The organism is Herbaspirillum sp. RV1423, from assembly GCF_000577615.1.
In the GTDB taxonomy this organism is placed as follows: Bacteria; Pseudomonadota; Gammaproteobacteria; order Burkholderiales; family Burkholderiaceae_D; genus Herbaspirillum.
In genome coordinates this window covers 18,745-39,858 of sequence record NZ_CBXX010000010.1, presented here as the reverse complement: position 1 = coordinate 39,858, position 21,114 = coordinate 18,745, and the positions used below count along the sequence as shown (strand labels likewise).

Annotated in this window: 21 protein-coding genes and 4 pseudogenes; 2 read left to right on the top strand and 23 right to left on the bottom strand. The window is 62.3% G+C overall.

Annotated features, from left to right (window positions below):
• Positions 1-5: 5 nt before the first annotated feature.
• From RV1423_RS12030 to RV1423_RS12020, 3 genes are all read right to left on the bottom strand, one after another.
• Positions 6-908 carry a LysR family transcriptional regulator gene (locus RV1423_RS12030; RefSeq protein WP_034296808.1) on the bottom strand — a complete coding sequence of 301 codons (903 nt, stop codon included), beginning with the start codon at positions 906-908 and terminating at the stop codon, positions 6-8.
• Between the two features lie 300 nt (positions 909-1,208).
• Positions 1,209-2,243, bottom strand: a complete 1,035-nt coding sequence (locus tag RV1423_RS12025) for an EthD domain-containing protein (RefSeq protein WP_034296806.1) — start codon at positions 2,241-2,243, stop codon at positions 1,209-1,211.
• 16 nt (positions 2,244-2,259) lie between these two features.
• Positions 2,260-3,396 (bottom strand): MFS transporter, encoded by a 1,137-nt coding sequence (locus RV1423_RS12020; RefSeq protein ID WP_034296969.1) that lies wholly within the window; start codon positions 3,394-3,396, stop codon positions 2,260-2,262.
• A 192-nt stretch (positions 3,397-3,588) separates the two neighbouring features.
• Here RV1423_RS12020 and RV1423_RS12015 point away from each other — a divergent pair, with 192 nt between their 5' ends.
• A complete protein-coding gene (locus RV1423_RS12015) occupies positions 3,589-4,503 on the top strand; it encodes a LysR family transcriptional regulator (RefSeq protein ID WP_034296968.1) in 915 nt (304 codons plus the stop codon).
• Positions 4,504-4,524: 21 nt separating this feature from the next.
• Here the strand turns inward: RV1423_RS12015 and RV1423_RS12010 are convergent, their stop codons facing one another.
• The 12 genes and pseudogenes from RV1423_RS12010 to RV1423_RS11960 form a co-directional block, all read right to left on the bottom strand.
• On the bottom strand, positions 4,525-6,474 hold the full coding sequence (locus RV1423_RS12010) for a relaxase/mobilization nuclease and DUF3363 domain-containing protein (RefSeq protein ID WP_034296805.1): 1,950 nt from the start codon (positions 6,472-6,474) through the stop codon (positions 4,525-4,527).
• Positions 6,471-6,992, bottom strand: a complete 522-nt coding sequence (locus RV1423_RS29805) for a hypothetical protein (RefSeq protein WP_155835095.1) — start codon at positions 6,990-6,992, stop codon at positions 6,471-6,473. Before RV1423_RS29805 ends, RV1423_RS12010 begins: the two co-directional genes overlap by 4 nt.
• On the bottom strand, positions 6,989-7,549 hold the full coding sequence (locus tag RV1423_RS12000; protein ID WP_034296800.1) for a S26 family signal peptidase: 561 nt from the start codon (positions 7,547-7,549) through the stop codon (positions 6,989-6,991). Before RV1423_RS12000 ends, RV1423_RS29805 begins: the two co-directional genes overlap by 4 nt.
• The gene (locus RV1423_RS11995) at positions 7,546-8,088 is read right to left on the bottom strand and encodes a DUF2840 domain-containing protein (protein WP_034296799.1); all 543 of its coding nucleotides are present in this window, start codon (positions 8,086-8,088) and stop codon (positions 7,546-7,548) included. Before RV1423_RS11995 ends, RV1423_RS12000 begins: the two co-directional genes overlap by 4 nt.
• Entirely contained in the window at positions 8,085-8,327 is a 243-nt protein-coding gene (locus RV1423_RS11990) for a hypothetical protein (RefSeq protein ID WP_034296797.1), read from the bottom strand. The genes RV1423_RS11995 and RV1423_RS11990 overlap by 4 nt, the downstream gene beginning before the upstream one ends.
• Positions 8,324-8,962 (bottom strand): ParA family partition ATPase, encoded by a 639-nt coding sequence (gene parA / locus RV1423_RS11985; RefSeq protein WP_034296795.1) that lies wholly within the window; start codon positions 8,960-8,962, stop codon positions 8,324-8,326. Before parA ends, RV1423_RS11990 begins: the two co-directional genes overlap by 4 nt.
• A gap of 166 nt (positions 8,963-9,128) precedes the next feature.
• Positions 9,129-9,302 (bottom strand): annotated as a pseudogene (locus RV1423_RS29040) (transposase); the annotation flags it as partial.
• Positions 9,303-9,543: 241 nt separating this feature from the next.
• A pseudogene (locus tag RV1423_RS11980) lies at positions 9,544-9,915 on the bottom strand (replication initiator protein A); the annotation flags it as partial.
• Positions 9,916-10,158: 243 nt separating this feature from the next.
• A pseudogene (locus RV1423_RS11975) lies at positions 10,159-10,638 on the bottom strand (replication initiator protein A); the annotation flags it as partial.
• A gap of 35 nt (positions 10,639-10,673) precedes the next feature.
• On the bottom strand, positions 10,674-10,970 hold the full coding sequence (locus RV1423_RS11970) for a helix-turn-helix domain-containing protein (RefSeq protein ID WP_034296794.1): 297 nt from the start codon (positions 10,968-10,970) through the stop codon (positions 10,674-10,676).
• Positions 10,971-11,054: 84 nt separating this feature from the next.
• Entirely contained in the window at positions 11,055-11,852 is a 798-nt protein-coding gene (locus tag RV1423_RS11965; protein WP_034296793.1) for a DUF2285 domain-containing protein, read from the bottom strand.
• 361 nt (positions 11,853-12,213) lie between these two features.
• The gene (locus RV1423_RS11960) at positions 12,214-12,564 is read right to left on the bottom strand and encodes a DUF2958 domain-containing protein (protein WP_034296791.1); all 351 of its coding nucleotides are present in this window, start codon (positions 12,562-12,564) and stop codon (positions 12,214-12,216) included.
• A gap of 442 nt (positions 12,565-13,006) precedes the next feature.
• Between RV1423_RS11960 and RV1423_RS11955 the strand changes: the two genes are divergently transcribed.
• On the top strand, positions 13,007-13,303 hold the full coding sequence (locus tag RV1423_RS11955) for a helix-turn-helix domain-containing protein (RefSeq protein ID WP_034296790.1): 297 nt from the start codon (positions 13,007-13,009) through the stop codon (positions 13,301-13,303).
• A gap of 47 nt (positions 13,304-13,350) precedes the next feature.
• Here RV1423_RS11955 and RV1423_RS11950 read toward each other — a convergent pair whose 3' ends face one another.
• The 8 genes and pseudogenes from RV1423_RS11950 to RV1423_RS11925 all read right to left on the bottom strand — a co-directional run bounded on the left by RV1423_RS11950 (position 13,351) and on the right by RV1423_RS11925 (position 20,806).
• Positions 13,351-13,659, bottom strand: coding sequence for a DUF736 domain-containing protein (locus RV1423_RS11950; RefSeq protein ID WP_034296788.1), 309 nt, complete (start codon positions 13,657-13,659; stop codon positions 13,351-13,353).
• On the bottom strand, positions 13,652-14,152 hold the full coding sequence (locus RV1423_RS29800; RefSeq protein ID WP_155835094.1) for a hypothetical protein: 501 nt from the start codon (positions 14,150-14,152) through the stop codon (positions 13,652-13,654). The genes RV1423_RS11950 and RV1423_RS29800 overlap by 8 nt, the downstream gene beginning before the upstream one ends.
• A gap of 270 nt (positions 14,153-14,422) precedes the next feature.
• Positions 14,423-16,327: pseudogene (locus RV1423_RS11945) on the bottom strand (ParB/RepB/Spo0J family partition protein); the annotation flags it as partial.
• 189 nt (positions 16,328-16,516) lie between these two features.
• Complete coding sequence (locus tag RV1423_RS11940) at positions 16,517-16,735, bottom strand: hypothetical protein (RefSeq protein WP_034296786.1); 219 nt, start codon at positions 16,733-16,735, stop codon at positions 16,517-16,519.
• Positions 16,732-17,523 carry an IS21-like element helper ATPase IstB gene (istB, locus tag RV1423_RS11935; protein ID WP_081768798.1) on the bottom strand — a complete coding sequence of 264 codons (792 nt, stop codon included), beginning with the start codon at positions 17,521-17,523 and terminating at the stop codon, positions 16,732-16,734. The genes RV1423_RS11940 and istB overlap by 4 nt, the downstream gene beginning before the upstream one ends.
• A complete protein-coding gene (gene istA, locus RV1423_RS11930; protein ID WP_034296783.1) occupies positions 17,483-18,982 on the bottom strand; it encodes an IS21 family transposase in 1,500 nt (499 codons plus the stop codon). Before istA ends, istB begins: the two co-directional genes overlap by 41 nt.
• A 782-nt stretch (positions 18,983-19,764) precedes the next feature.
• The gene (locus RV1423_RS30830) at positions 19,765-19,890 is read right to left on the bottom strand and encodes a hypothetical protein (protein WP_255344206.1); all 126 of its coding nucleotides are present in this window, start codon (positions 19,888-19,890) and stop codon (positions 19,765-19,767) included.
• Positions 19,891-19,978: 88 nt separating this feature from the next.
• The gene (locus RV1423_RS11925) at positions 19,979-20,806 is read right to left on the bottom strand and encodes a DUF932 domain-containing protein (RefSeq protein ID WP_034296781.1); all 828 of its coding nucleotides are present in this window, start codon (positions 20,804-20,806) and stop codon (positions 19,979-19,981) included.
• Between the last annotated feature and the right edge of the window lie 308 nt (positions 20,807-21,114).

Here is a 21,114-nt window from a genome sequence, read left to right as displayed (position 1 = left end):
ACCTCTCATTGGATGATGGTGGAGCTGACGGTTGCCTCAAGCGCTCGGGCGATGAAGCGGCTCAACGGTTCGGAGGATTCCGTATTGGGACGCAGCAGGTAGGTGCTCAGCATGAGGGCTCGCCCCGCCAGTGGGCGAGCCACAACCTCCGGGTGACGGCAGACCATCATGTGGGACTCGCTGGCAAAGCTGAGTCCATAGCCAGCGGCCACCAGCGTCATCATCAGGTCGAAGGTCGCCGCATGTTCGGCGACTAGAGGTTCTACATCGACAGTGCGCAAGATGCGCTCGATCTGCCGATAGCAGCCCTCGCAAATCTCCGGGTGACAGAGCACCAGCGGGTAGCGGATCAATTCCTCCAACGGAATGCGCTTGCGCGCCAGCAGTGGATGACGCGCCGGAACAGCGATCACCAGTGGATCGTTCCATACGGACTGAACGACGATGTCTTCGCCGACATCGGATGCTTGGGCGAATCCAGCGTCATACAAGCCGCCGCGCAGGCCTTTTAGCTGCTCGGCCAGGGGCACTTCGAACAGGCGGATTTCTACATCAGGTTCATCCTCGCGGCATTGCGCCAACAGCGCAGCGAGCCGCAGCGGATCAATGCCATCGGACAACGCAATGCGCAACGTGCCGCGATAGCCGGTGGCGGCGGCTTTAGTGCTGGCCACGGCCTGTTCCAACGTGGACAGCACGCGGCGAGCTTCGTCCAGGAATACTTGTCCGGCCCAAGTTAGACGAGTGCTGCGCGTGGTTCGCTCGAACAACTGCACGCCCAAGTCATACTCCAGGTCCTTGATCGCTCGGGACAGCGGCGACTGCTCGATATGCAGGCGCTCGGCTGCGCGCGCGAAGTGCAACTCTTCGGCTACGGCAATGAAATAGCGCAAATGGCGGATCTCCATACTGTGTCTGTACGGCGCGTCGAATCTTCACGCGGCCGATTCCCTCCGTTTTCGCAATGGCCACGGAATCGTGAGCCCAAGTAACGCGATGACTCCGGTAGCAACGTTGCCTTCAAGATGGATACGACGCTGTTGACTACGAGCGCCGCTTCCCCAATCAGGCGCCGGCACCGATGCCAATGTTGAATTCCGCAACGTACAGGGATGACGCTGTATAAGCCTGCTCAGGATCGAGTTCGAAGGTCATCACAAAGTCGTCGGTATTGCTTCCCGCACGCCACGAGTACGCCACTGTGAGGGCTAAGCCCCGACCTGCGTACGTCGAGATACCTGCTCCGGCGCAATGCGGTTGACCAGCACAAACCCCAGCGCCGTCCAGTATTCGGTTGAGCCTGCCGCAGTCATGGTCGCTTCGCTGTCGGCGATCACACGCTGGCTATTTGTTAGCAGGAAGTCCTCCAGATCGTTCATGCTGGCAAACGCCATCAGCGTCACGCCGTCGATCCCGCTGGTTTCTGGATGGAAGAACGGTTGGCCAGTCTCGGTCGGACCGATGTTGTGGAGCTGCACGTAACGCTTGACCAGACGTGGTGTGTCCGGCTGTGCGAGCACTGTGTCGGCATGCTCTTGCAACCACCAGCGCTGGAATTCGGCGCGGCTGCTGTCAGGACGCCGGACATGCGTCTTCACCAAAGTGATGGCATCGTTGCCGCTAGCGCTGGGCAGCAGGATGTACTGGCGCGACAGTACCGGGCCGATATCGCGGAAGATCGCTTGATCCTCCGGCAATATCTTCGAGCGCACGCGCTTGTTGGCTAGCGCGGCGGCGATGTCTTCGGGGCCGGCGAAGTTGAGATAGGCGATTCCGTCCCAGCGAGGACGCCGGTATGGCGCTATATGCCCAACGACGGTCGGGAACAGGCGACCGTCGTCATCGATCGGAGCGGCGTAAGGCGGTGTACTGCTCTCCGTCGGACCCGCCGCAACCCGATGTAGTTGATCATAGCGTTGCAAACGCTCTAGGCTGCGGTCGTCCGGCTCCTCGACGTAGGTGAAGCGCACGCCGTGCACCTTGCGCCAATATTCCCCCCATTTCTCGAAGTTCAGGTTGGGGTTGCCCTCGAAGGCGTTGGCGGCGGGATCAACTGCCGGGTCGGCGATCACTTGGCCCTGCGCGTCAAGCATATGGCCATCGCCGCGCCGACGTTCCTGCAACGGGGTGTTGTCGGCCCGTGACAGGAAGGAACACAGCACGATCAGCGGTTCGTCGGTGCCCGATCGGGGTTGCAGATAGGGGGCACGCAACAGTTTTTCCTGTGCAAACGATGGGGTCATAAAAGTCTCCGAATGATTAACGAGAAAACGAACGCGCCAGGGCGCCGGTACCCACCGCCATACCAACCGCGCAGATGCCTGGCCAGCCGTAGTGCGCCCAAGCCCAGCTACCCGCCCAGGCACCTGCCGCCATGCCGAACATGGCGCCGGTCATCAACAGCGCGTTCAGGCGACTGCGCGCGGAAGGGTCCAGATCATTGACGATGGTCTGGTGCGACACCAAAGCGGCCATGACCCCCAGGTCGAACAACACGGTACCGGCGATTAGCACTGGCAGCGAGCCAGAGAGCAACCACATGCCGCCAAACGACAGCATCACTAGCAGGGCTCCCAGCCGGATTGCAGGAAGCGGGCCGGTGCGGTCGGCCAAATGGCCGAACAGCGGTGCGGCCAGCGCACCAGCGGCACCCGCTAGGCCGAATGCACCCGCCACGCCGGCACCAAGCTGAAAAGGTGGCCCCGCCAGCATTAGTGCCAGCGTGGACCAGAACGCGCCCAGCGAAGCCGCCAGCAGCGCTTGCGTGGAGACGGATCGGCGCAAGGCCCGGTGTTGCTGCCAAAGCGCCGCCAGACTTCGCAGCAGCCGACCGTAGTTCCCCTGCGTAGCAGCCGGCAGATGTGGCAGAAAACGCCATACCGCCACCGCGACGATCAGCAGCAGGCTGACGGCGATCCAGTAGATGGCCCGCCAGCCCAGGCCTTGTGCCACCAGTCCACCCAATGTCCTGGACAGCAAGATGCCGCTGAGCAGGCCGGTCGTTACCGTTCCCACCACGCGACCGCGGTGTTCCTCGGATGCGAGCTGTGCCGCGATGGGGATGAAATCCTGCCCGATGCTGCTCAGCAGTCCGACGATGATTCCTGCCGTGGCGAGGAAAGCCAGGGTTGGCGCGAGGGCTGATGCGATCAGCGCCAGGGCCAGTAGCAATGCCTTGCCCAGGATCAGGCGCTTGCGGTCCATCAAGTCGCCGAGCGGAGCCAGTAATAGCATACCCAGGGCATAGCCGACCTGAGTCAGCGTGGGCACCCAGCCTACCGCATCGGCATCTGCGCCGAACGTCTGCTGGACTAGATGGAGACCCGGCTGGATGTAGTAGACGTTGGCGACCCCAACACCCGCGCCTAGCGCCAGCAGGAATACCTGTCCCCGGATTACGGGAGAACTGGTTCGTTCAGAGGTGGGATGGGGGACCGTCGTCGGCAAGATGCGTGCTCCATGTTAAGAGGACGCGGACAGCGCCCTCTATGATGGTTGCCATCTTATTGACGATCTATTGAAAGATAAATAGGCCTATATTACAATCAGAGTTGACAAGAATTCTCCAATTGAGACCTCAAATTGATCATGACTGAGCACCTCAAGGGCATCGGTGTCTTCGTGCAGGTAGCCGACGCCGGCAGTTTCACCCTCGCGGGAGAGCGGTTGGGCATTTCCAAATCCGGTGTCGCCAAGAGCGTCGCGCGCCTGGAGGACCACTTGGGCGTGCGACTGTTCAACAGGACGACGCGCAGCTTAAGCCTGACGAATGAGGGGCAGACTTTCTATCAGGGTTGTGTTCGTGCCCTCGCGGAACTGGAGGGCGTGCAGTCGGCGGTGACCACCCACCAGCAGATGCCGACCGGCCGCTTGCGGGTCGATCTCCCTGTGGTCTTCGGCAGGCGCTGGGTGCTGCCCGTTCTGCTCGATGTAGCCTCTCGCTATCCGGCGCTGGAACTTGAGGTAACCCTAACCGACCGGCGGGTCGATATGGTCGAGGAAGGGATCGACCTCGTGATTCGTATCGGACCGTTGGATGACAGAGCCACCGTGGTAGCCCGGCATCTTGGAGTACAGAAGGCGGTGGTCTGTGCCAGCCCGGCCTATTTGGACGCACATGGCCGCCCGACAAACCTGGAAGAACTGGCAAATCATGCGTGCATCACCTTCGAGCGCGGCAGCAATGCCAGACCCTGGCTGTTTGTGGGTGCCGACGGTCATCCGCTGTCGCCCCCCGTTCGTGGACGCCTGTGGTTCAACCATAGCGAAGCCATTTTGGATGCCGCACTGGCGGGCCATGGTCTGGCGCTGCTGTCCAACTGGCTGGTCGCAGAGCATTCGAAATCCGGCCGGCTAGAGGCCGTGTTACCGCAGATTGAAACTCAGGGCTTCCCGATTCATGCTCTGTGGCCGCAAACGCGGCACCTGTCGAGCAAAGTGCGTGTGGTGGTGGATGAGTTGGTTTCCGGATTCCTGCCAGTTTCGCCTTGGGATATCGCTTGAGAGATTCACTGCCCGACCGTCTCAGCCAATCGACGGCCCCCGCTGCCTTGTAAACTCCCATGAAACGCTATTGCCGCGCACCACGGCGCTGATGGTCTGCCCCAGCCGCTGCTCAATCACCGGCTTCCACGGCACCAGACTGAATCCCATGCCATCGTCGAGCATCGCGAAGCGTCCGCTCGCGAGCATCACACTGCTCCGGTAGACACCGGTGATGCGCTCACCATCGGCCACGGGGCGATGAGCTAAACCGGTTTCGGCGGCGATGTCTTGCGCCGCCACCGCGACTTCCCGACCGCGCAACGTCGCTAACAGATTGCGCGCCAGAATCACGTGCTGTCCGCGTCGCTCGGCCAGACCCTGTTCAATCAGAAAATCCGACCGCTGCCGCAGCGCGTCATGTACCTCGCTGCCGAACCCGTTGTCCGCTATACCGCTGGCACCACCGATCAATTGCTGATCCAGCCAGGTCGCGCCGATCACGCGCATTTGCCGCTCAATGGGCAAGTGCGAACGCATCTCGACTGCCACACCACCCAGCCGCTGCATGTCGTATTGCCGACCTTGCTCGGGCAGGTCTGCTGGCACGCGCCAGACGCCTTCGGCCATACGTTCCACAATGCCCGCCCGGCGCAGTGCTTCCAGGCGGCGCACATGGGCATCGACCACTTCTTTAGGATCGCGCCCAGACGTGGCCTGAACCTTGGCCATCGTCAGGTGATGGTCGGTGCGGTACACGCCATCGACTGCGAGTGCGGCGATGTTCTTGTCGGCTGCGCGAATGTCGGCTGAACCACGAGCTTCGACCACGGCGCCCACCGGGTACTGCTCCAGTTCCACCTTGGCATTCAATGCAACGTAGTGTGCCTTGCCTTCGATGCCATCGACGACAAGATAGCCCCGGTCATACATCTCGTCGGCCATGCCCTTGGCCACCACGCGACCGATCACGAGTCGGGTGTTCTCGCCCGGCTCGAACACCGCCAAGTCGCGTGGCACGCCGCCCATGGCTCGTTGCATCGTGCGCACGATGTCGCCACGCTCGCCCATCGTCCGCAGAACCTGTTCGGTCTCGGCGTGGAGAGCCCACACACCGGGTGCTGACTCGTGCGCCAGCCCCATGCGCTGCAAGCGTTGCAGTCGTCCGTTCAATAGCACGCGCTGCTGCCTGCGTTTGGGGTCTTCGGTGGGTTGATTGATGTGGACCAACCCACCTTGCGCTTCTCGTTGCAGTGTGCGGTCTAAGCCGGTCCAGCGTTCCTGATCGACCTCCCGCCGCAGGCTCTGCCGGATCTCCAACTCAGTACGCAACCCCAGCCATTCAGTCGCCAGTTCTGAGGCGCGCTCGCGCATTCCTTGCGAGATGTAATCACGGGAGATGATGAGGTCTTTGCCGGTGTCGTCCTTGCCGCGCAGCACGATGTGGGTGTGCGGGTTGTCGGTGTTCCAGTGGTTCACCGCCACCCAGTCCAGGTTAGTTCCCAGATCGGCCTCCATGCGGCCCATTAGGTGTCGCGTGTAGCGGCGCAGGTCGTCGAGCTGCTCGGCATCCTCGGGCGAAACAATGAAGCGGAACTGGTGCCGATCCTCCCGGCCGCGTTCCTCGAAAGGCGCTAAGTCAGCGTTGTCCGTCGTGAGTCCATAGGCCTGGCCCGGTTCGCCATCGCGGCCGACACCCTCGCGCTCGATGTAGCGCAGGTGCGTGGTGGTCGAACGCGATCCGGCCTGCTTAAGATTCACCAGCCGGGTCTTGATGGTGACGTGCCGTGAACCCGGCTGCGCAGTGCGGCTAGTAAACTGGGCGGCCACATGCCCGCGACCGAGGCGTGCGCCAGGCCGCGCCCCCGACTTGCGTACCGACTTCCCACCAGCCTTGCTGACTTCCTTCAAAACCTGCGAAACGAACTTCTGCTGACGGTTCTTGGGCGCGCCGGGGCGGACGCGGAACCGGTCATCGTCCTGGTTGCTCATGGCATGAACTCCAGCGCAGCACTGCCAAGCCCAGCGGGCGAAGCACGCCATTCGATCAATGCGGGCGCGGTCTTCGCGCTGATCACGGCACAGAGCCACTCAAAGCGCGTGCCGCTCCAACCCACGTGCAGACAAGGCTTTCGACGCGCCGAAGTGCCGCGTCCTTTTATCTTGCCCTGCACCTTTCCCCGGCCTCGCGGCACGGGTCTGCGGTGCCCCGGCGGCGCTGCGTCCCGCGCAGCCTGTCGGCCGACGAGCGCCAGCCATGCCTGCGGCATGGCGCGCTCGGGGCAAGCCATCTGCACGTTGGAGCGCACGCAAACGTGCGCGAAAGCGTGCGAAGAACTGTTCCTCAAACGCAGCAACGGATGCAGGGAAAAGCGCGGCGCAAATGCGTTCAAGCTGCACGCACAATGACGTTGCGCCAGTATCGGCAACGACAGCTCCGATAGCACGTCAACGCAAAAACGAAACCGTAAAGACCCCCGGTCAGTCTGCATGCAGCCGGTCGATTTCATGGTTGCTTCTCCAGGTAAATCGGCTGCGCCGTACCGATCACGGTGGATGCAGCAATCGGCCCGAAATACCGGCTATCGAACGACGCCGGATTAGTCGCGCTGAGCAAAAACAATTCACCTTCGGCAAGCGCCCGACACTGCGGCCAGGAAGGTAGAGGGCGACCCAACCGGTCGGCGCGCAACACGGCGGCCACGGGCACGCCGTCAATGCGCACGACACCATTCACGATGCAGACGTGTTGAGATGCAACCGCACCAACACGTTTGAGCAGCGGGATGTGCGGCGGCAAGTAGCCACGCTGCGCAGCCAGTGCGGCCGCTTCTGCCGGAAGCTGGGCCAGCACGATGCTGCCGACGTGCAGCGAGTCGGCTGGCGAATTGACCGATTCGATGCGATACCAGCCGACCGGCACACTGTTGGACGGGTTGTAGACGACATGTGCCGAAGGCGTCACGAAGGATGCCCAGGCCAGCGCGGCAAGGCCGCAAGCGGACAGCACTGCCAGCACGAGGTGAGTGCGCATGCGCGAGCGAGGTTTGATCGTTGCCGCAGTCATTGCAATTCCCTCCCGGCGAGCCAGGCGGCATGCCGCTCGGCGGTGTATTGCGGCAGCGCCAGGTGTGCAGAGAGACGGTTGCCCAGCGTGCGCCAGTACGCGGGCGACACGTCGATGGGGTTGATGCCCAGCGCCTCGATGGCGTCGATCAATGGCAGCAGGGACTGCGCCTGTCGCTCACCTTCGGCGTGCAGCAGGATGCGCGCGCCGGGGTGTATGCCGGGAATGCGCTGCACCTCGTCCAGCGGCGTGCAGGCCTGCATCACCATGAGTTGCCAGCGTGTCGTACCGTAGTCGTTGGACTCCCAGCGAATGCGACAGAAGATGGATGCCGCCAGGAACACCGCGCTGCGCCGCCAGCGGTCAAGCTGGATGGTGCGCGCCGGGTTGCCGAAGCGCAGATAGAGATTGATGCGCTTGTCCACGTAAGCGAGCGCCACGCGGGTCAACGGCATGTTGCCTGCGTGGCCAGTGACAGCGTGTAATGACGGCGATACCGCTGCTTTCGTTGGTGTTTGGTTCTGCGTATTTGTAGTCATGACGTCTTCTCCGGAAACTCCCGTTCCAGCATGGCGCGCAGCAGTTCGGCCACCGTGGTGCCTTGGGTGAAAGCAGAGACCTTGATGCGAGCGCGCAGCGCGGGCGTCACGTCGAGGGTCAGGCGTGCGGTGTAGAGGTCGCCCTTGTTGATGTCTGCACCTTCCCCTTGGCGAATCCAGGCTTCGGCTTGCGGATTCGCCGGTGGACGTGCGCCGATGGCGATGCGCTTGCTGCTCATGGCGACCACCGCAGCAGCTCATCCACCAGCGCAGTGATTTCGCGCGCAGCAGCGCTGTCCGGCACCAGCTCGCGTGCAAGCCGGCCAGCCGCCACGCTGTCGGCGAAGACGATACGTTGGCGCACCTCTGCGCGCAGTGCGGGCAGCGGTTGATCGGCAAGCGAGTTGCGCGCTTCGCGTCCGATGACCGTGGTACTGACACGCCGGTTGATGACGAAGGCCGCGCGCAGCGTTGGCCTGAAGACCTGGGCCTCGCGGATCAACGCTACCATCTCGGCGCTGGCCCAGACGTCATAAGGGCTGGGTTGCACCGGGATCAGCACGCAGTCGGCCGCCAGCAGCGCGGAGCGCGCGAGTGCGGCGATTCTGGGCGGCCCATCAATAACGATGTGATCGCAGCGCCTGGCCAGTTCTGGCGCTTCCTGGTGCAGGGTTTCCCTTGCCAAGCCGACTGCGCTGAACAATCTGGGCAGCCCTTGCTGGCTGCGCCGTTGTGTCCAATCCAGGGATGACCCTTGCGGATCGGCATCCAGCAGGATGACTTGCTTGCCCTGCATCGCTAGTTCACCGGCGATGTGGGTGGCGAGCGTGGTCTTGCCGACCCCGCCTTTTTGGTTGAGCAAGGCGATGATCATGGCCTTGCTCCTGCTGGCAAACGGTTTTGAAAGCGGGGTTCAAAGCCGGTTTCAGCACTTATCCACCGAACCGGCACGCTCTTACTAAACAACCACCAGCTGAAGCTGGTGGGTTTGGGTTGCGGACTGGAAGTCCTGATACGCGTCGCCTGAACGACGCGTCCTTCTACGGTTCCGTCTTGAAATCATCGTTCGGGTTCGGCTCAAAATGATGCTCCAAATAGTTCTTGATCATCTCTTCAGTTATCTGCCCTACCGTGGCACAAAAGTAGCCCGCGCCCAAATGAGTCGCCCCCCCCCGTTACCGCTTCTTCAGATGCGGAAATTCTTCGAACAATTTACACCCCCAGCACCCTCATTTTCACTGCTGAAGCTGACCGGCTGGAAGCCGGTGGATTTAACCTTGTGATTGATATTAAAAGTTAGAGGTTTTAAGTTAGGTAAGTTAAGGGAGGCGGGAACCAGCGCCGTTACTGGCTTTGCGGGCGATTCGTACTCCTGATAGCACGAGAGACGTACTCCCGATAGCACGAGCCACCTTGCGCCTGATAGCACGAGGCCATTCACAGGTTGTCCACGACTTATCCCCGTGCCGTTTGCGGCACGGGCCGGAAAGCCAGGATTTCCGGCTCTCCCGGCAATCGCTCGATGCTCAGGGTGTAACCCGGCAACGACTGCCGTGCCACCAAGGCACGCAGGTCGTAGGCGAAGTCCGAGAAGCGTGCCGAGCTGCCCGATTTGCGGTGCAGGTGCGGGAAGTCGAACTGCCAGCCACCGGGCTGCTTGCCACCGTGTTTGCGCACCAGCCGATACAGCCAGCGCTCGATGCCGCCCGTGAGCTTGAAATACGCCGGGTCGATGGTCAGTACCAGGGCTTCGTCCAGCACGCCGGCATAGAACCAGTCCGGCAGAATCAATTCGAGGCCCAGCGGAACCCCCTTGCTGTCGGCTGTCGATGGCTGTCAGTTTCCGCGTAAATCTGGTGGCGGCATAAAAGCAGGCACGAAATATGCCCTGTGGGTCGGGTCAAGGGCGGGCGACAGCCCGGCGAAGCGTACCCTTGATGCGGCCCACAGGGGAAAACAATCACATTGGGTCACAAAGCCCCTTTGTGACCTTGGCAAACAAAATTTGCTCGACACCAATTTCCGCCGCCATTTTTCAGCGGATTTACGCCGCCGTTAACAGTCGGCCCGCTCCTTCCACTCGTTGATCCATGAGAAGCGGTGCAGGCGTCGGCCTGTCGTTTCCCGGATCGAGGTTGCCACGCTGGTGGACTGCAAGCGGTCCAGCGCCGCCTTCAGGCGTTGGTAGTCGTGCAACGACGTACCGCGCCCAATGAAACGCAGGATCTCGTAGGGGGTGGCCTGCATCCGGCGGGAGCTGCGGATGCCAGCATCCCGCGCTTCCACGATCTGGCTGGCCGCCCAGATCAGGATGTCGGCATCCCAGATTGTGGCGATGCCGTGCTCTTGTGTTCCCTCCACGCGTACGGTCACGCCACCGGAACGAAAGTCGATCGGCGCGATACGCCGCGACTTGGCCAGCGAGAAAAACGGATAGGCCATCAGGTCCTGGGCGTCGCGAGGCGCCATGTCGCCCGGCAGCGCGCGAAACAGGTCGAGCTGTTCGCGCTGCTGCATCGGCTGCGCTGGCGGCAGCGATGGGCTGGACATGGTGAGGGCCACCGGCGCGCCTGGCCTGTCTAACCTCAGCGGCGCCCATGTTGACCATCGCGGCTGTCGCCAGAATGGCGCTCGGCGTATTCGGGATCAGAGGTGGCCTCGAAACTGCGGGCATCCGCCCAGGTTTCGAGGTCGGCCACCGCGTACATGACACGTCGGCCGAATTTGCGGAAGCGCGGTCCGCCGCCGATGACGCGCTGTTTTTCTAACGTGCGCGGCGACAGCCGCAGAAACTCTGCGGCCTCGTCATTGGTGAGGTAGCGGGCTGGCTGCGTGGCAGTAGTTGTGGGTGCGGTAGCGGGCCGCAAAGGAGCTGGTCTCATGGTGTGAACCTCCATCGGTCAGGGTCGCCGGCCACAACAGCGCGACCGGATGGAGGCCAGTCTCAAGAAAGCACGGCGTTTTGCTCAGGGACGATTCGCGTCCGATGCAAAACGTCCCTGCTCAAGCGGCGGAAGCTGTGCGAGGCGGCGATAGCCGCCGCGCATCAGCTTTTTCCCGCGCTGCACCAGGCGGCGCACGCGGGCGCGCAGATCGCCATCAGCGTGCCAGCCCTCGGCCACGGCATCGGGGCCGAACAGCACGTCGGCCACCGTGCGCAAAGACGCACCCGCCAGGGTGCCGTCGAGCGCCTGTAGGGTGTGTAGTTCCAGCAATGACGACGGGGATGGACGCGGTTTGACCACTCCCGCAGGCGTGGTGTTGCTGGCCTCCTGCAGCTTGTTCAGTTCGCCCGCCAGCGCGCGATAGCGGACGCAAGGCGCTTGGCAGGCGCGGATGGCGTAGACATAGGCCATGCCGTCCTCCAGCGCTGGCGCGAGTGCCAAGCGCAGGCAGCAACCCGGTTGCCGGACGACCAGCACCAGGCGTCGACCGTCATGGATCAGTTGTTTGTGGCCGGGGATACACCAGAATTCGAAGAGGCTGGCATTGGGTGGCGGATCGGCATCGGGATAGAGCTGCACCACGGTATCGTGGTCGGGAAACCAGACTGGGTGCACGTCCCGCGCATCCTGGTCGGGGTCTTCCAGCAGACGCAGGCCCCAGCGCTGCGCCTGGCCGGGGTGGCGGTGACGGCGTAACCAGTCACGCTGGTAGTCCAGGTCGCGCCGCAAGTATTCCCAGGCCAAGGCCGGGCCGTCCAGATGCAGGACGTAGAGATACGCGGCGCTCGGATGCCAATGATCGGAACTCAACTCAGCCATGGCGCAACCTCCTGTCGGATAGCAGGAACAGTCGCCACGGGCATCGGCGCTACGAAGCTATGGAGTCATCGTCAAAACGTCATGGGGTATTCAATAAACTGGCAATGTCAAACCCGATGGACTCCGAAGCGTTGCAGTGGGCGTCCGAATGCGACGGCTGCGCAACCGGAGATGGTGCGCAGCATCCGAACACGGTGCCGCAAGGCTCACCAGGCATCGTGACTGTTTGGGTCGTGTTTGCACCGCTACGGTGCATAGTCTGGATTGATGCGATCAGGGTCTGAACTGAGACCGAAATAGACACAGTACGCCGGAGGCGGCAGCGCCTGGATGGCCCGCCGCAGCGGGCCATGCGGTTCTATCAGTCAATGATCGAACCGTTGATGCGGGCGAGCCGCGCATAGTCTGACAGCGTGCGCTGCGCAACGAAATACAGATCCCGCTCGATGGGCAGCTTCAACGGTCCGACGATGGACGCCAGCTCGGATATCCGCACGGTGCCCAGCTCGGGCATGCCGATTCCGATATCACACAGGCCAAAGGCCGTATCGCCATCTTCGGGATCGAGTTCGGTGAGCAGCCAGGTCGCGTGCGCGTCCGGGGTGAACAGCTTGACGACGGGCGGCGGGTCAATGCCCTGGCCTTCGGCAGTGGCTTGTCCATTGGCAAGCAGTTGGGCGCGTTGTTCGTCGGTGATGAGAGGGTGGGTCATGGTCGCTTCCTTTGAAGGGTTCACTCCACGGCGGAGCGAGGCGACTGGGGCGCACGCGCCAAGCGCAGCCGTCATACCCCAACACGGTCCGGTGCGGGCCGGGGTTGACGGCAAGCGGCGTGCGCCAGACTCGCGTACTTGTCCGCTGTGGAGTGAACCCGAGAGCGGACAGGATGCCCACAAAGCCGACGACGCACGAAGCCGTATTGCTGGATGCACGGAAAGCCTCAGATGTGCCATTAAGGATTTACGGAAGATCGTAAAAGCGTACAGATGGAAGTCAACGAATCCACGGAAGCACAGAAATACGAATCCGGCTTTACGCAGAAGCGTAAAAGCACGATGACGAGCGAGATACCGCTACCCAATATGGTAGGCCGAAATAACCAATGAGTTAAAGATAACGTGGTTTTAATTGTGCTGTTAATCGACGCTTCTGTGCATGCAGAAGCGATCAATCCAGCGTGGCCGCCCGGTCGGCGCCACCACTTTCGAGGCCGAACCGGCACAAGCCTTCGGCGCGGCAGTGCGCGCGCTGAGAACGGAGCAAGGGGTCGCCCAGGAGACGCTGGCCAACCTGGCCGACATCGAGCGCTCACACATGGGCAAGATCGAGCGTGGCGAGCACATGCCCACGCTGGCGATCATCCTCAAGATCGCACGGGCGCTGGGTTGCAGTTCGGCCGACTTGATGACGGAGACGGAAAGCCGTTTGACGGCTTCCGATCCTGAGCACTGACCGTCAGGGAAAGCCCCGCCACGATGGGCGGGGCGTCGGGGCGGCGATCAGTCGCCCTTGCTGCGCGACCAGATCAGATTGTGCGTGACGTCCTCGCCCTCGATCAGACGGGCATAGATGGTAGCCGGGAACGAAGGGTCGTCCAGGCTCGCCGACAGGTAAGGCCGCTCGGCCTGACTGATTTTCTTCCACGCTGCGCCGACCTCCAGCCCGTTGGCGGCCTGGATGCGGTAGTCGGGAGCGTTCTCGCTGGTCTTGTCGTTCTGGATGAACTTGAGCTTGACGTTGAGCGTCAGGGTGCGAAGCGTGCCGGTGAAGCCGTCTTTGTCTGCGGTGAAGGTGCCAATGTTAGCCATGATGAATTTCCTTTCGGGGTTGCAAGATCGCGCCCATCGCGTCCTTGTCGGTGATCCGCCCGGCGCGGGACGGGCTGGCCGCACCGCGCAGCGGCCGCAACAGCGTGGAGGACCGGGAGGCCCAAAGAATTTGCTGCGCGAGGAAGGCGCACAGCGCCGGGGAAATTGTTTGGGCCGGACGGTTGCAGCCATGAAGCCCGAGGCGCAAGCCGTGCCCTCGCCAGGATTCACGACAAGCCAAGGACGCAGGGGTCGAACTGGCCCGAATGGAACGATGGTCAACTCGGCATCCCCGCAAGCAGGCTGCGCCGGCATGCACCTTGATGCTGGCAAGGTCTGGCTCGGAACGACTGGCGGGAACGCTCCCTGCACCAGACGGCAAACGGGTTGAAGCGTGGCGTGGAATCTTCATGGCAAGGCTGTGCGGCGTGTCGGTGAACTGTCCTTCGTGATGCAAAAATGGCCAACCGTCAGCATCGCGGGCGGCACGCATTTGTACAACCTGCCGCAGCAAGGTGCAGCGCACCCCATCCCCTGCCCAACGTGGCGGGGGCTCCATCTGGGCAAGTGCATCGCACGCGCAGGCCCGGCATGGGCCGGAGTGCCTGTCGATTTGACGCCCCGCCATGGCGGCGGGGCGCGTTTTTGGTTTTTTGGGGTGGCTGGTCGGCTGTTAGACCGGGCGCGGCACACTTGCCGCGCCCGATTTTTCAAAAAAATACCCCGGTGCATTTCTGCTCCGGGGCCATTTGTCGTTGCGACCTCACGCGGCCAGTGCTTCGGCCCCTTCCTCCACTTCGGCGGCGGCATCCTGTGGGGCCTCCTCTGGCGTGTCGTCCTGCGCCGCGCCAGTGCTGTCCTCGCTCTTGAACATGGCAGGCATCCAGCCTGTCCCCACTGCCAACCGCTCGGCCTCGCTGACAATGTCGGCCTTCTTGAGCTTCGCCAATCGGGTGACGTGTTGCGGCGCGAACTGCTGCACAGCTTCCAGAATCACCGCCTTGGAGACGTGGGAGAAATACCCCTCGGCAGTCGGCTTCCACCATGCCCCCATGTCCAGCCCGACCGCCTGCGCCAGCACCTTGCCCGGCGCATCGTGTTCCCGCGAGGAAACCACGTCCACCGTTGAGGCCACGCACACCGCCAACAACCGCACCAGTTCATCCTGTGGCATTGCCAGCAGCACGGCGAACAGTTCGGCATCGTCCTCCGGCAGCTTCTCGCCCCATGCCTGCTGTAGTTCCCGCAAGGCGACAGCGGCGGGCGATTGCGGCCAGTCCGGGGCGTAGCCTTCCAGCTTGTCCTGTGGGCGGACGCTGATGCCGATGGGCAGCTCTACCGCATAGCCGTCCTGCAAGACCCGCTGCACCATGCCATGCACCAGCGCGGCCAGCGAAGCCTGCGGATTGCGTGCCAGCTCGATTTGCAGCGCCGCCGTGCGGTGGGCGCTCAAACGGCGTGCCAGCTTCTCGGAGATTCCGGCCTTCTTCGGCTCCGAGCTGTCCTCGTCCTCAGTGTCTTCCGGGTCGATACCGCCTTGCACCCTCGCCAGCGTGCGCAATGCCTTGGCCTCGGCATCACGCAGCAGGCCGCAATGAATGACAGGCTCGCCCTGCCGATCAAGGGTGACGATGGCACCGGCAGCAGCGCGAACAGTCGAGCCATAGGCCAGCAATTCGGCTTCCAGTGCTTCCAGTTGCTCCCCAAGCCGGACACCTTCGTCGTTGAGGGCATCGGCCTTTTCTTCGTCCTCGGCATCAAGGGCGGCATCCAAGGCTTCTCCGATTTCCTGCACCTTCGCTTGTAGCTTGGCGATGCGCTTGGCCTCACGGGCATGGGGCTTGCGCCGTTCCTTCGGCGCGCGCTGGAAGGCTTGCAGGTCGGCATAGGTAGCGGCGGGCACGGCCTCCACCCACGCCCAGCCCTCGCGGCGCACCTCGTCGGCAATGCCTGCCAGCTTGTCCTGTGCCAGCCGGTCTATCAATGCCGCATCGGTCAAATAGATACCTTGGTCAGCATCCGCGAACAGGTCGCGCCGGATGCCACCGCCTGCGGCCTCGTAGGCTTCCAGCCCGACAAAGCGCACCAGCGGATGACGGTGGGCATCAATCTCCCGCTCGGTCAGCCGTTCGCGCAAGGCGGTCGGGGTGCGCTGCCAGTTCGGCGCATCGTAAAACGCGGCCTCCTGTGCGGCGTGGTCGTCGGTGATTGCCAACGCCATCAACTGGTCAAGGTTCACCGCATCGGCCCGGTAGTCGGCCATCAAACGCGGCGAAACGTTCGCCAGCTTCAAGCGGCGCTGCACCACCAAAGGCGTGACACCGAAATCGGCGGCAATGTCCTCGATGGGGCGACCCTCCGCGATCAGGGCGGCGAACGCCTCGAACTGGTCGGCGGGGTGCATAGCTTCGCGCTGCACGTTCTCGGACAGGCTGGCAGTGCGGGCCGAGGCATCGGCCACCAGCAGGCAAGGCACCGGGTAATCCTTGGCAAGGCGCCGCTTCTTCGCCAGCAGTTTCAATGCCGCAAGGCGGCGACCACCGGCCACCACTTCGTAATGCTCGCCATCGCTGGCAAGAGTCACGGTCAGGTTTTGCAGCAGGCCTACGCGCTCTATGCTGGCGGCTAGTTCGTTGATGGAAGTGCCCAAGGTCTTGCGCACATTGCGCTTGGACTGTTAGCGGCGCTCTAAAACCGAAGAAATCTGGCGGTGGTAAATGGCGGCGTAAATTGGCTGCCGAATTTGGTGGTCGTTTATGGCGGCGAATTCTGGCGGCTGAATCTGGCGTTCACAGAGCCCCAATGGATAGGGCCCCATGAGGGGCCCTATCCATTGGGGGTGGAAGTTCTTCGTTATTTAAAACGGCAAGTCCTGGTCATAGTCGTCAAGTGACTCAAGGGTAATGTGCTGTTCACGCATCAGGTTCTGAATGGCCCATCCGTAATGGGTCCAAACGCGGTCGCGCAGGTCATCGAGCAACTCCCACACCGCCAATGCCTGCTCCGGCGTCCAGGTGGAATCCACCGTGAACGGTAACCCTGCTTGCAGGCCAGAGGGTTGATTCCATGATTTCATGTTGTCCCCTTTGAAGATTTACGCTTGCCAGAGCGTGCCTTGGCATGTTCCTGCGCCTCCTTCTGCCGGTACGACTGGCCCTTGATGCCAACGATCTCGGCATGGTGGACCAACCGGTCCACAAGTGCGACCACGCAGGCTGCGTTGGGGAACACCTCATTCCACTCGGCAAAGGACTTGTTGGTGGTGATAAGCGTGCTCTTTTGTTCGTGACGGCGGCTGATCAACTCGAACAACAAGTCGGCATAGCGGCTGGAATACGAGAGATAGCCAACCTCGTCAATGACCAAAAGGGCTGGCCTGGCATACAGGCGCAATCGGCTTCGCAGTGCCGAATCACTGTCCAGGCTGGCCAACTCGCCCAGCAGCTTGCCGGCGGTGGTGAACATGACGGTGTGCCCCTGCAGCACCGCCTGGTGCGCGATATTCTGAGCGATAGTGGTCTTGCCAACACCGGAGGGGCCCACCAGAATGGCGTTGCTGGCGCTGTGCATGAACTGCAGCGTCATCAAATCGCTCACGGCCCCCTGATCAATCTGCTCGGGCCAGCTCCAGTCGTAATCGGCCAAAGGCTTGAAGCGCCCGATGTGCGCACTGTGCAGCCGGCGCTCCATGGAGCGGCGGGTCCTCTCCTGCTCCTCCCAGTCCAGCAACGTGGCCACCCAGGATTCAGTGCAACATGCGCTCCAGTTGGCCAGCACCCCGTGCAGTTGCAGGACGTGGGCGCGGTGTTTGAGTGTTGATGGATCAGTCGTTTGCATCGTCTTGGTTCCCAATGAGTTGGTCATAGCCATCCAGGCTGTGGGGGCGCACTGCGATGTCACGCTCGCGCACATGTTCTGGCAGCGCCACACCCAACGGGGGTGGGGTTTGCTGCTGGCGTTGGCGCTCAAGCGCCAGGCGAACGGCATTGGGGTGTGGCACACCGCGATCCAGGGCATCTGCAACGGCCGCAGTCATCGGCGTGCGCCCATGCACATCGAGCAGTTCCTGCAACTGACTGGCGGTGCGTCCCAGCGGCTCACCCCGTTTGGCTGCCTCGTTAAGCAAAGTCTGAATCTGGGGCACCGCATGCACCAGGCGGTCGGTATCGCGGTGGACCCGCGCGGCCCGCTTGTGCTGCACCAATTCGTCCAGGTGGGCGTCGATCTCGATCTGCGCGCCCTTGTCCCAGCACCGTCGGTGGGTGGCCAGGACCTGCTGGCCATCCAGAATGCGGACCTCATTGAGGCTGGCGTGCACGGTGAGACTGCGTTGCACATGGGTGTGGGGGATGGAATAGTCGTTCAGATCGAAGCGAATGTAGGGCGTCTTGCTGGCAGAGACGATCTTGAGCTCCTCGCAACTAAACGGGGTCGCTGGTAGTTCCCTGAGCTGGGGCAACTCCTGCTCAAAGGCCTCCTGCACCGACAGCTTGGTGTCTTCGGGGCAGCGGCGCTGGCTTGCAGCGCCTGCCACCCAGGCATCGGCCTGTGCGTTGAGGTCGTCGAGGCTGGAGAAGGCGCGTGCGGCAAAGAAGTTGTCGCGGATGTAGCGAATCGAGCGCTCCACCCGTCCCTTCTCATTACCGCGGGCCGGTGCTACTGGTCGTGGCTCGAAGTGGTAATGCCCCGCGAGTGTCAGCAAGGCGGGGTTGAAGCGGATGGCCTGCCCCTTGCGCTCGAGCACCGCGCTCTTGAGGTTATCGTACAAAACGACCCTGGGCAGTGAACCCCAGGATTCAAAGGCCTGGACGTGGCCGCGCAGGAAGTTCTCCATGTGTGCACCCAGGAAGAAACGCAGAAAGATGCGTCTGGACCAGGACAAAACCATCACAAAGGCCATCAATGGCCGCTTGGCTTGACCGATTTGGATGTGACCAAAGTGACCCCAGTCGCATTGGCATTGTTCGCCGGGCAAGGTGCGCAGGCGCAAGTAGGCCTCGGCTGGCGGGCGCGGGCGGTGCCTGGCGATGATGTGGCGGAAGTGGTCGGGGCGACCGCCATAGCCACGCTCCACGACCATGGCGTGCAAGCGGCTGGCAGTGAGACTGGGGAACTGCTTTAAGGTCTGCTCGATAAAGGGCATGTAGGGGGTCACGCCCGAGGCTCGTTGTGCCGGCACATTTGGGGCCACGCCGGCTTGGGTGAGAACGCGCATGATGGTCTCGCGGTGCACGCCCAACTGGGACGAGATGGTTCCCACCGGCCAGTGCTCGGCGTGGTGGTAGCGCAGGATTTGCGCTGTGAGTTCAGGGGTAATGCTCATGTGAATCGGTACTCCATGCTGGTTGGCTCAATGGGTGACGAAAACGACAGCGCAGGAAGTCCTGGCGTACAAAAACAGAGACCGAACGGCCACAGAAGTGGCACTTGCAGTTCTGATTTACGCCGACTTGCGAGGCTGTTGCTTGGTCGGTTGGGAGTACATCAAAAATGGGCGGTGGTGGGCTACCCTGATGCGTCACTATTTGTTGACGCGAGCGCCATTGCCTCTGGCGCCGGGCGTGGGCGTGACGGCCCTTGCGGCTGTCCTGATAGCGCTTGGCGGCTGCGCGCTGGGCGCAAGTTCGGGCTTGGTGCGAACAAGCGGCGCTGCAATAGCGCTGCCCACGGTCGCAGTGGCTGCAAATGATTACGGCGCTGCGGCAGCGGGCGCAAAGAAAGAGCCTCGGCGGTGGTTGATCGGTTTGCATGGGCAGTCCTGCCCATGCGTGAAATCAGTGTCTGGACAGCCTCACACGCTTTGTGAAATACTACGCGCGCAACGTCGCTCTCCAGTAGGGCCTCGGGGCGCGGCAGTGTGTTGACCTGCAAGTTACTAGCACTGTCGCGCCTGCTTCTTACACAGGCAAAGCGATTTGTATCGCAAAAGACCGGCGTTGCGCCATGCCACAGCCTTGGCTCCCTCCCGCCATCCCAGTCCAAAGCAGCTTCGAAAAGGACACCTCCGTGCCCAACGCAGCGGGCACCTCAATTCAATTCAAAGGAAGTTCAAAGAGCCGACGAACTCAGCGGGTGAGCACGACCGTAAGGTTCTCGACACCAGATTTACGCGGAAACTGACAGCCGTTCACACTTGGACGGACGAAGCTGCGACAGCGGCACCAGCAGCATGTTTTGCGAGGGCGCGGCGGCTTCAAGGGCTTGGACTTCTTGATGGGTAACGGTGTTCATGGTGATAGCTCCTGTCCCATGCGGGACGTTTAAGATTTGAAAAAATGGGCGGGTGATCGAGAGGGCTAGCCCCCTCGGGTGGGCTCGTTCAGGCCTTGAGCTGCTTCATGCCCTCGGCCAGCAGCCACAGGGCGCGATTGACCTTGACGTTCTGGTCAATGCCCTGAATGGGCCGGGTGCGTTGGCGGTGTCCGTTGGCGTTGCGCCCCGTCAGCCCGCCTTGCGTCAGGTTCTCCTGCACGCGGTTGAAGGCACTCCATAGGTCGGGCCGGTCGTCGTCGCGGCGGCGCGGCATCAGTAATTGCGATTCAGTGATTGGCGCGGGTGTAGCCGGGTCGTCGTATTTGAGGGACAGCGCGGCATGGGCGAACACTTCGGCTTCGCCCCGATCCAGCGTGATGGCGCGCATTTCGTCGCGCCGCTCGCGCACAAGGTCGAAACCATCCAGCACGTCATACGCGCCTTCGATTACTTGCCCGACCACGTCACCTTTGTGTGGGATGCGCAGATCGGCCGCGGTATCGCCGCACACCAGTCCGTTTTTGCAGACGAAGCGGAACATGCCTGCCAGCATTTGATAGCTGCTGGTGCCATCGTGCGAGTTCAGCAAGATGATTTCGTTGGCTTCCGCGCCGTTGATCTGGTCTGCATGGCGCAGCCGTACCATGTGCTTGGTGTGCTCACGCTTGCCTTCATCGCGCACACGGGTTTGGCACACCATGAAGGGTTGAAACCCTTCCTTGCGCAGTTCGGACAGCACTGCGCCGGTCGGGATGTAGGCATAGCGGTCTGAGCGGCTGGCGTGTTTGTCCTCGGCGAAGATGGACGGGGCTACGGCGCGAATCTGGTCATCCGATAACGGGTAATCGGCGCGCAGTACGGGGGAGCGGGATGCGAAGCGGGTTGCAAGTTGCATGATCTTTCTCCAAAAAAATGCTGTGGTTTCAAAGCTGACCGGATTCCAAGATTCGGAGCCCGTTGTGGCTTCGGTTGGTTCGGCGCAGAGACCTGGGCCGGTCCCTGTTTGCCGCCGTCTTTCCTGAGTTCATCGCCCGCGAAAAACCGGGCCAGCGAGGGCGTGGCCGTCAAGGAAGAAGCGCAGGGTTGGTGCGGCCCGCAGCCAACGGCGAGGACTCGGCCCTGCGCGCCTTGACGGCCAGGCACTGCGGGCTACGGTCGCGGTAGAAAGCGATGGACTTGGGGAAAGACGAACAGCGGCCGATG

Coding starts and splice junctions, on each gene's coding strand:
- RV1423_RS11960 (WP_034296791.1), bottom strand. CDS start 12,564: ATGACCCACCCTCTCATCACCGACGAACAACGCGCCCAACTGCTTGCC.
- parA (WP_034296795.1), bottom strand. CDS start 8,962: ATGATCATCGCCTTGCTCAACCAAAAAGGCGGGGTCGGCAAGACCACG.
- RV1423_RS11995 (WP_034296799.1), bottom strand. CDS start 8,088: ATGACTACAAATACGCAGAACCAAACACCAACGAAAGCAGCGGTATCG.
- RV1423_RS30830 (WP_255344206.1), bottom strand. CDS start 19,890: ATGAACACCGTTACCCATCAAGAAGTCCAAGCCCTTGAAGCCGCCGCG.
- RV1423_RS11955 (WP_034296790.1), top strand. CDS start 13,007: ATGCAGAAGCGATCAATCCAGCGTGGCCGCCCGGTCGGCGCCACCACT.
- istB (WP_081768798.1), bottom strand. CDS start 17,523: ATGACCAACTCATTGGGAACCAAGACGATGCAAACGACTGATCCATCA.
- RV1423_RS12015 (WP_034296968.1), top strand. CDS start 3,589: ATGACTGAGCACCTCAAGGGCATCGGTGTCTTCGTGCAGGTAGCCGAC.
- RV1423_RS11940 (WP_034296786.1), bottom strand. CDS start 16,735: ATGAAATCATGGAATCAACCCTCTGGCCTGCAAGCAGGGTTACCGTTC.
- RV1423_RS29800 (WP_155835094.1), bottom strand. CDS start 14,152: ATGCGTGCCGCCCGCGATGCTGACGGTTGGCCATTTTTGCATCACGAA.
- RV1423_RS12000 (WP_034296800.1), bottom strand. CDS start 7,549: ATGACTGCGGCAACGATCAAACCTCGCTCGCGCATGCGCACTCACCTC.
- istA (WP_034296783.1), bottom strand. CDS start 18,982: ATGAGCATTACCCCTGAACTCACAGCGCAAATCCTGCGCTACCACCAC.
- RV1423_RS11990 (WP_034296797.1), bottom strand. CDS start 8,327: ATGAGCAGCAAGCGCATCGCCATCGGCGCACGTCCACCGGCGAATCCG.
- RV1423_RS29805 (WP_155835095.1), bottom strand. CDS start 6,992: ATGAAATCGACCGGCTGCATGCAGACTGACCGGGGGTCTTTACGGTTT.
- RV1423_RS11950 (WP_034296788.1), bottom strand. CDS start 13,659: ATGGCTAACATTGGCACCTTCACCGCAGACAAAGACGGCTTCACCGGC.
- RV1423_RS11925 (WP_034296781.1), bottom strand. CDS start 20,806: ATGCAACTTGCAACCCGCTTCGCATCCCGCTCCCCCGTACTGCGCGCC.
- RV1423_RS12010 (WP_034296805.1), bottom strand. CDS start 6,474: ATGAGCAACCAGGACGATGACCGGTTCCGCGTCCGCCCCGGCGCGCCC.
- RV1423_RS12025 (WP_034296806.1), bottom strand. CDS start 2,243: ATGACCCCATCGTTTGCACAGGAAAAACTGTTGCGTGCCCCCTATCTG.
- RV1423_RS12030 (WP_034296808.1), bottom strand. CDS start 908: ATGGAGATCCGCCATTTGCGCTATTTCATTGCCGTAGCCGAAGAGTTG.
- RV1423_RS11965 (WP_034296793.1), bottom strand. CDS start 11,852: ATGGCTGAGTTGAGTTCCGATCATTGGCATCCGAGCGCCGCGTATCTC.
- RV1423_RS11970 (WP_034296794.1), bottom strand. CDS start 10,970: ATGAGACCAGCTCCTTTGCGGCCCGCTACCGCACCCACAACTACTGCC.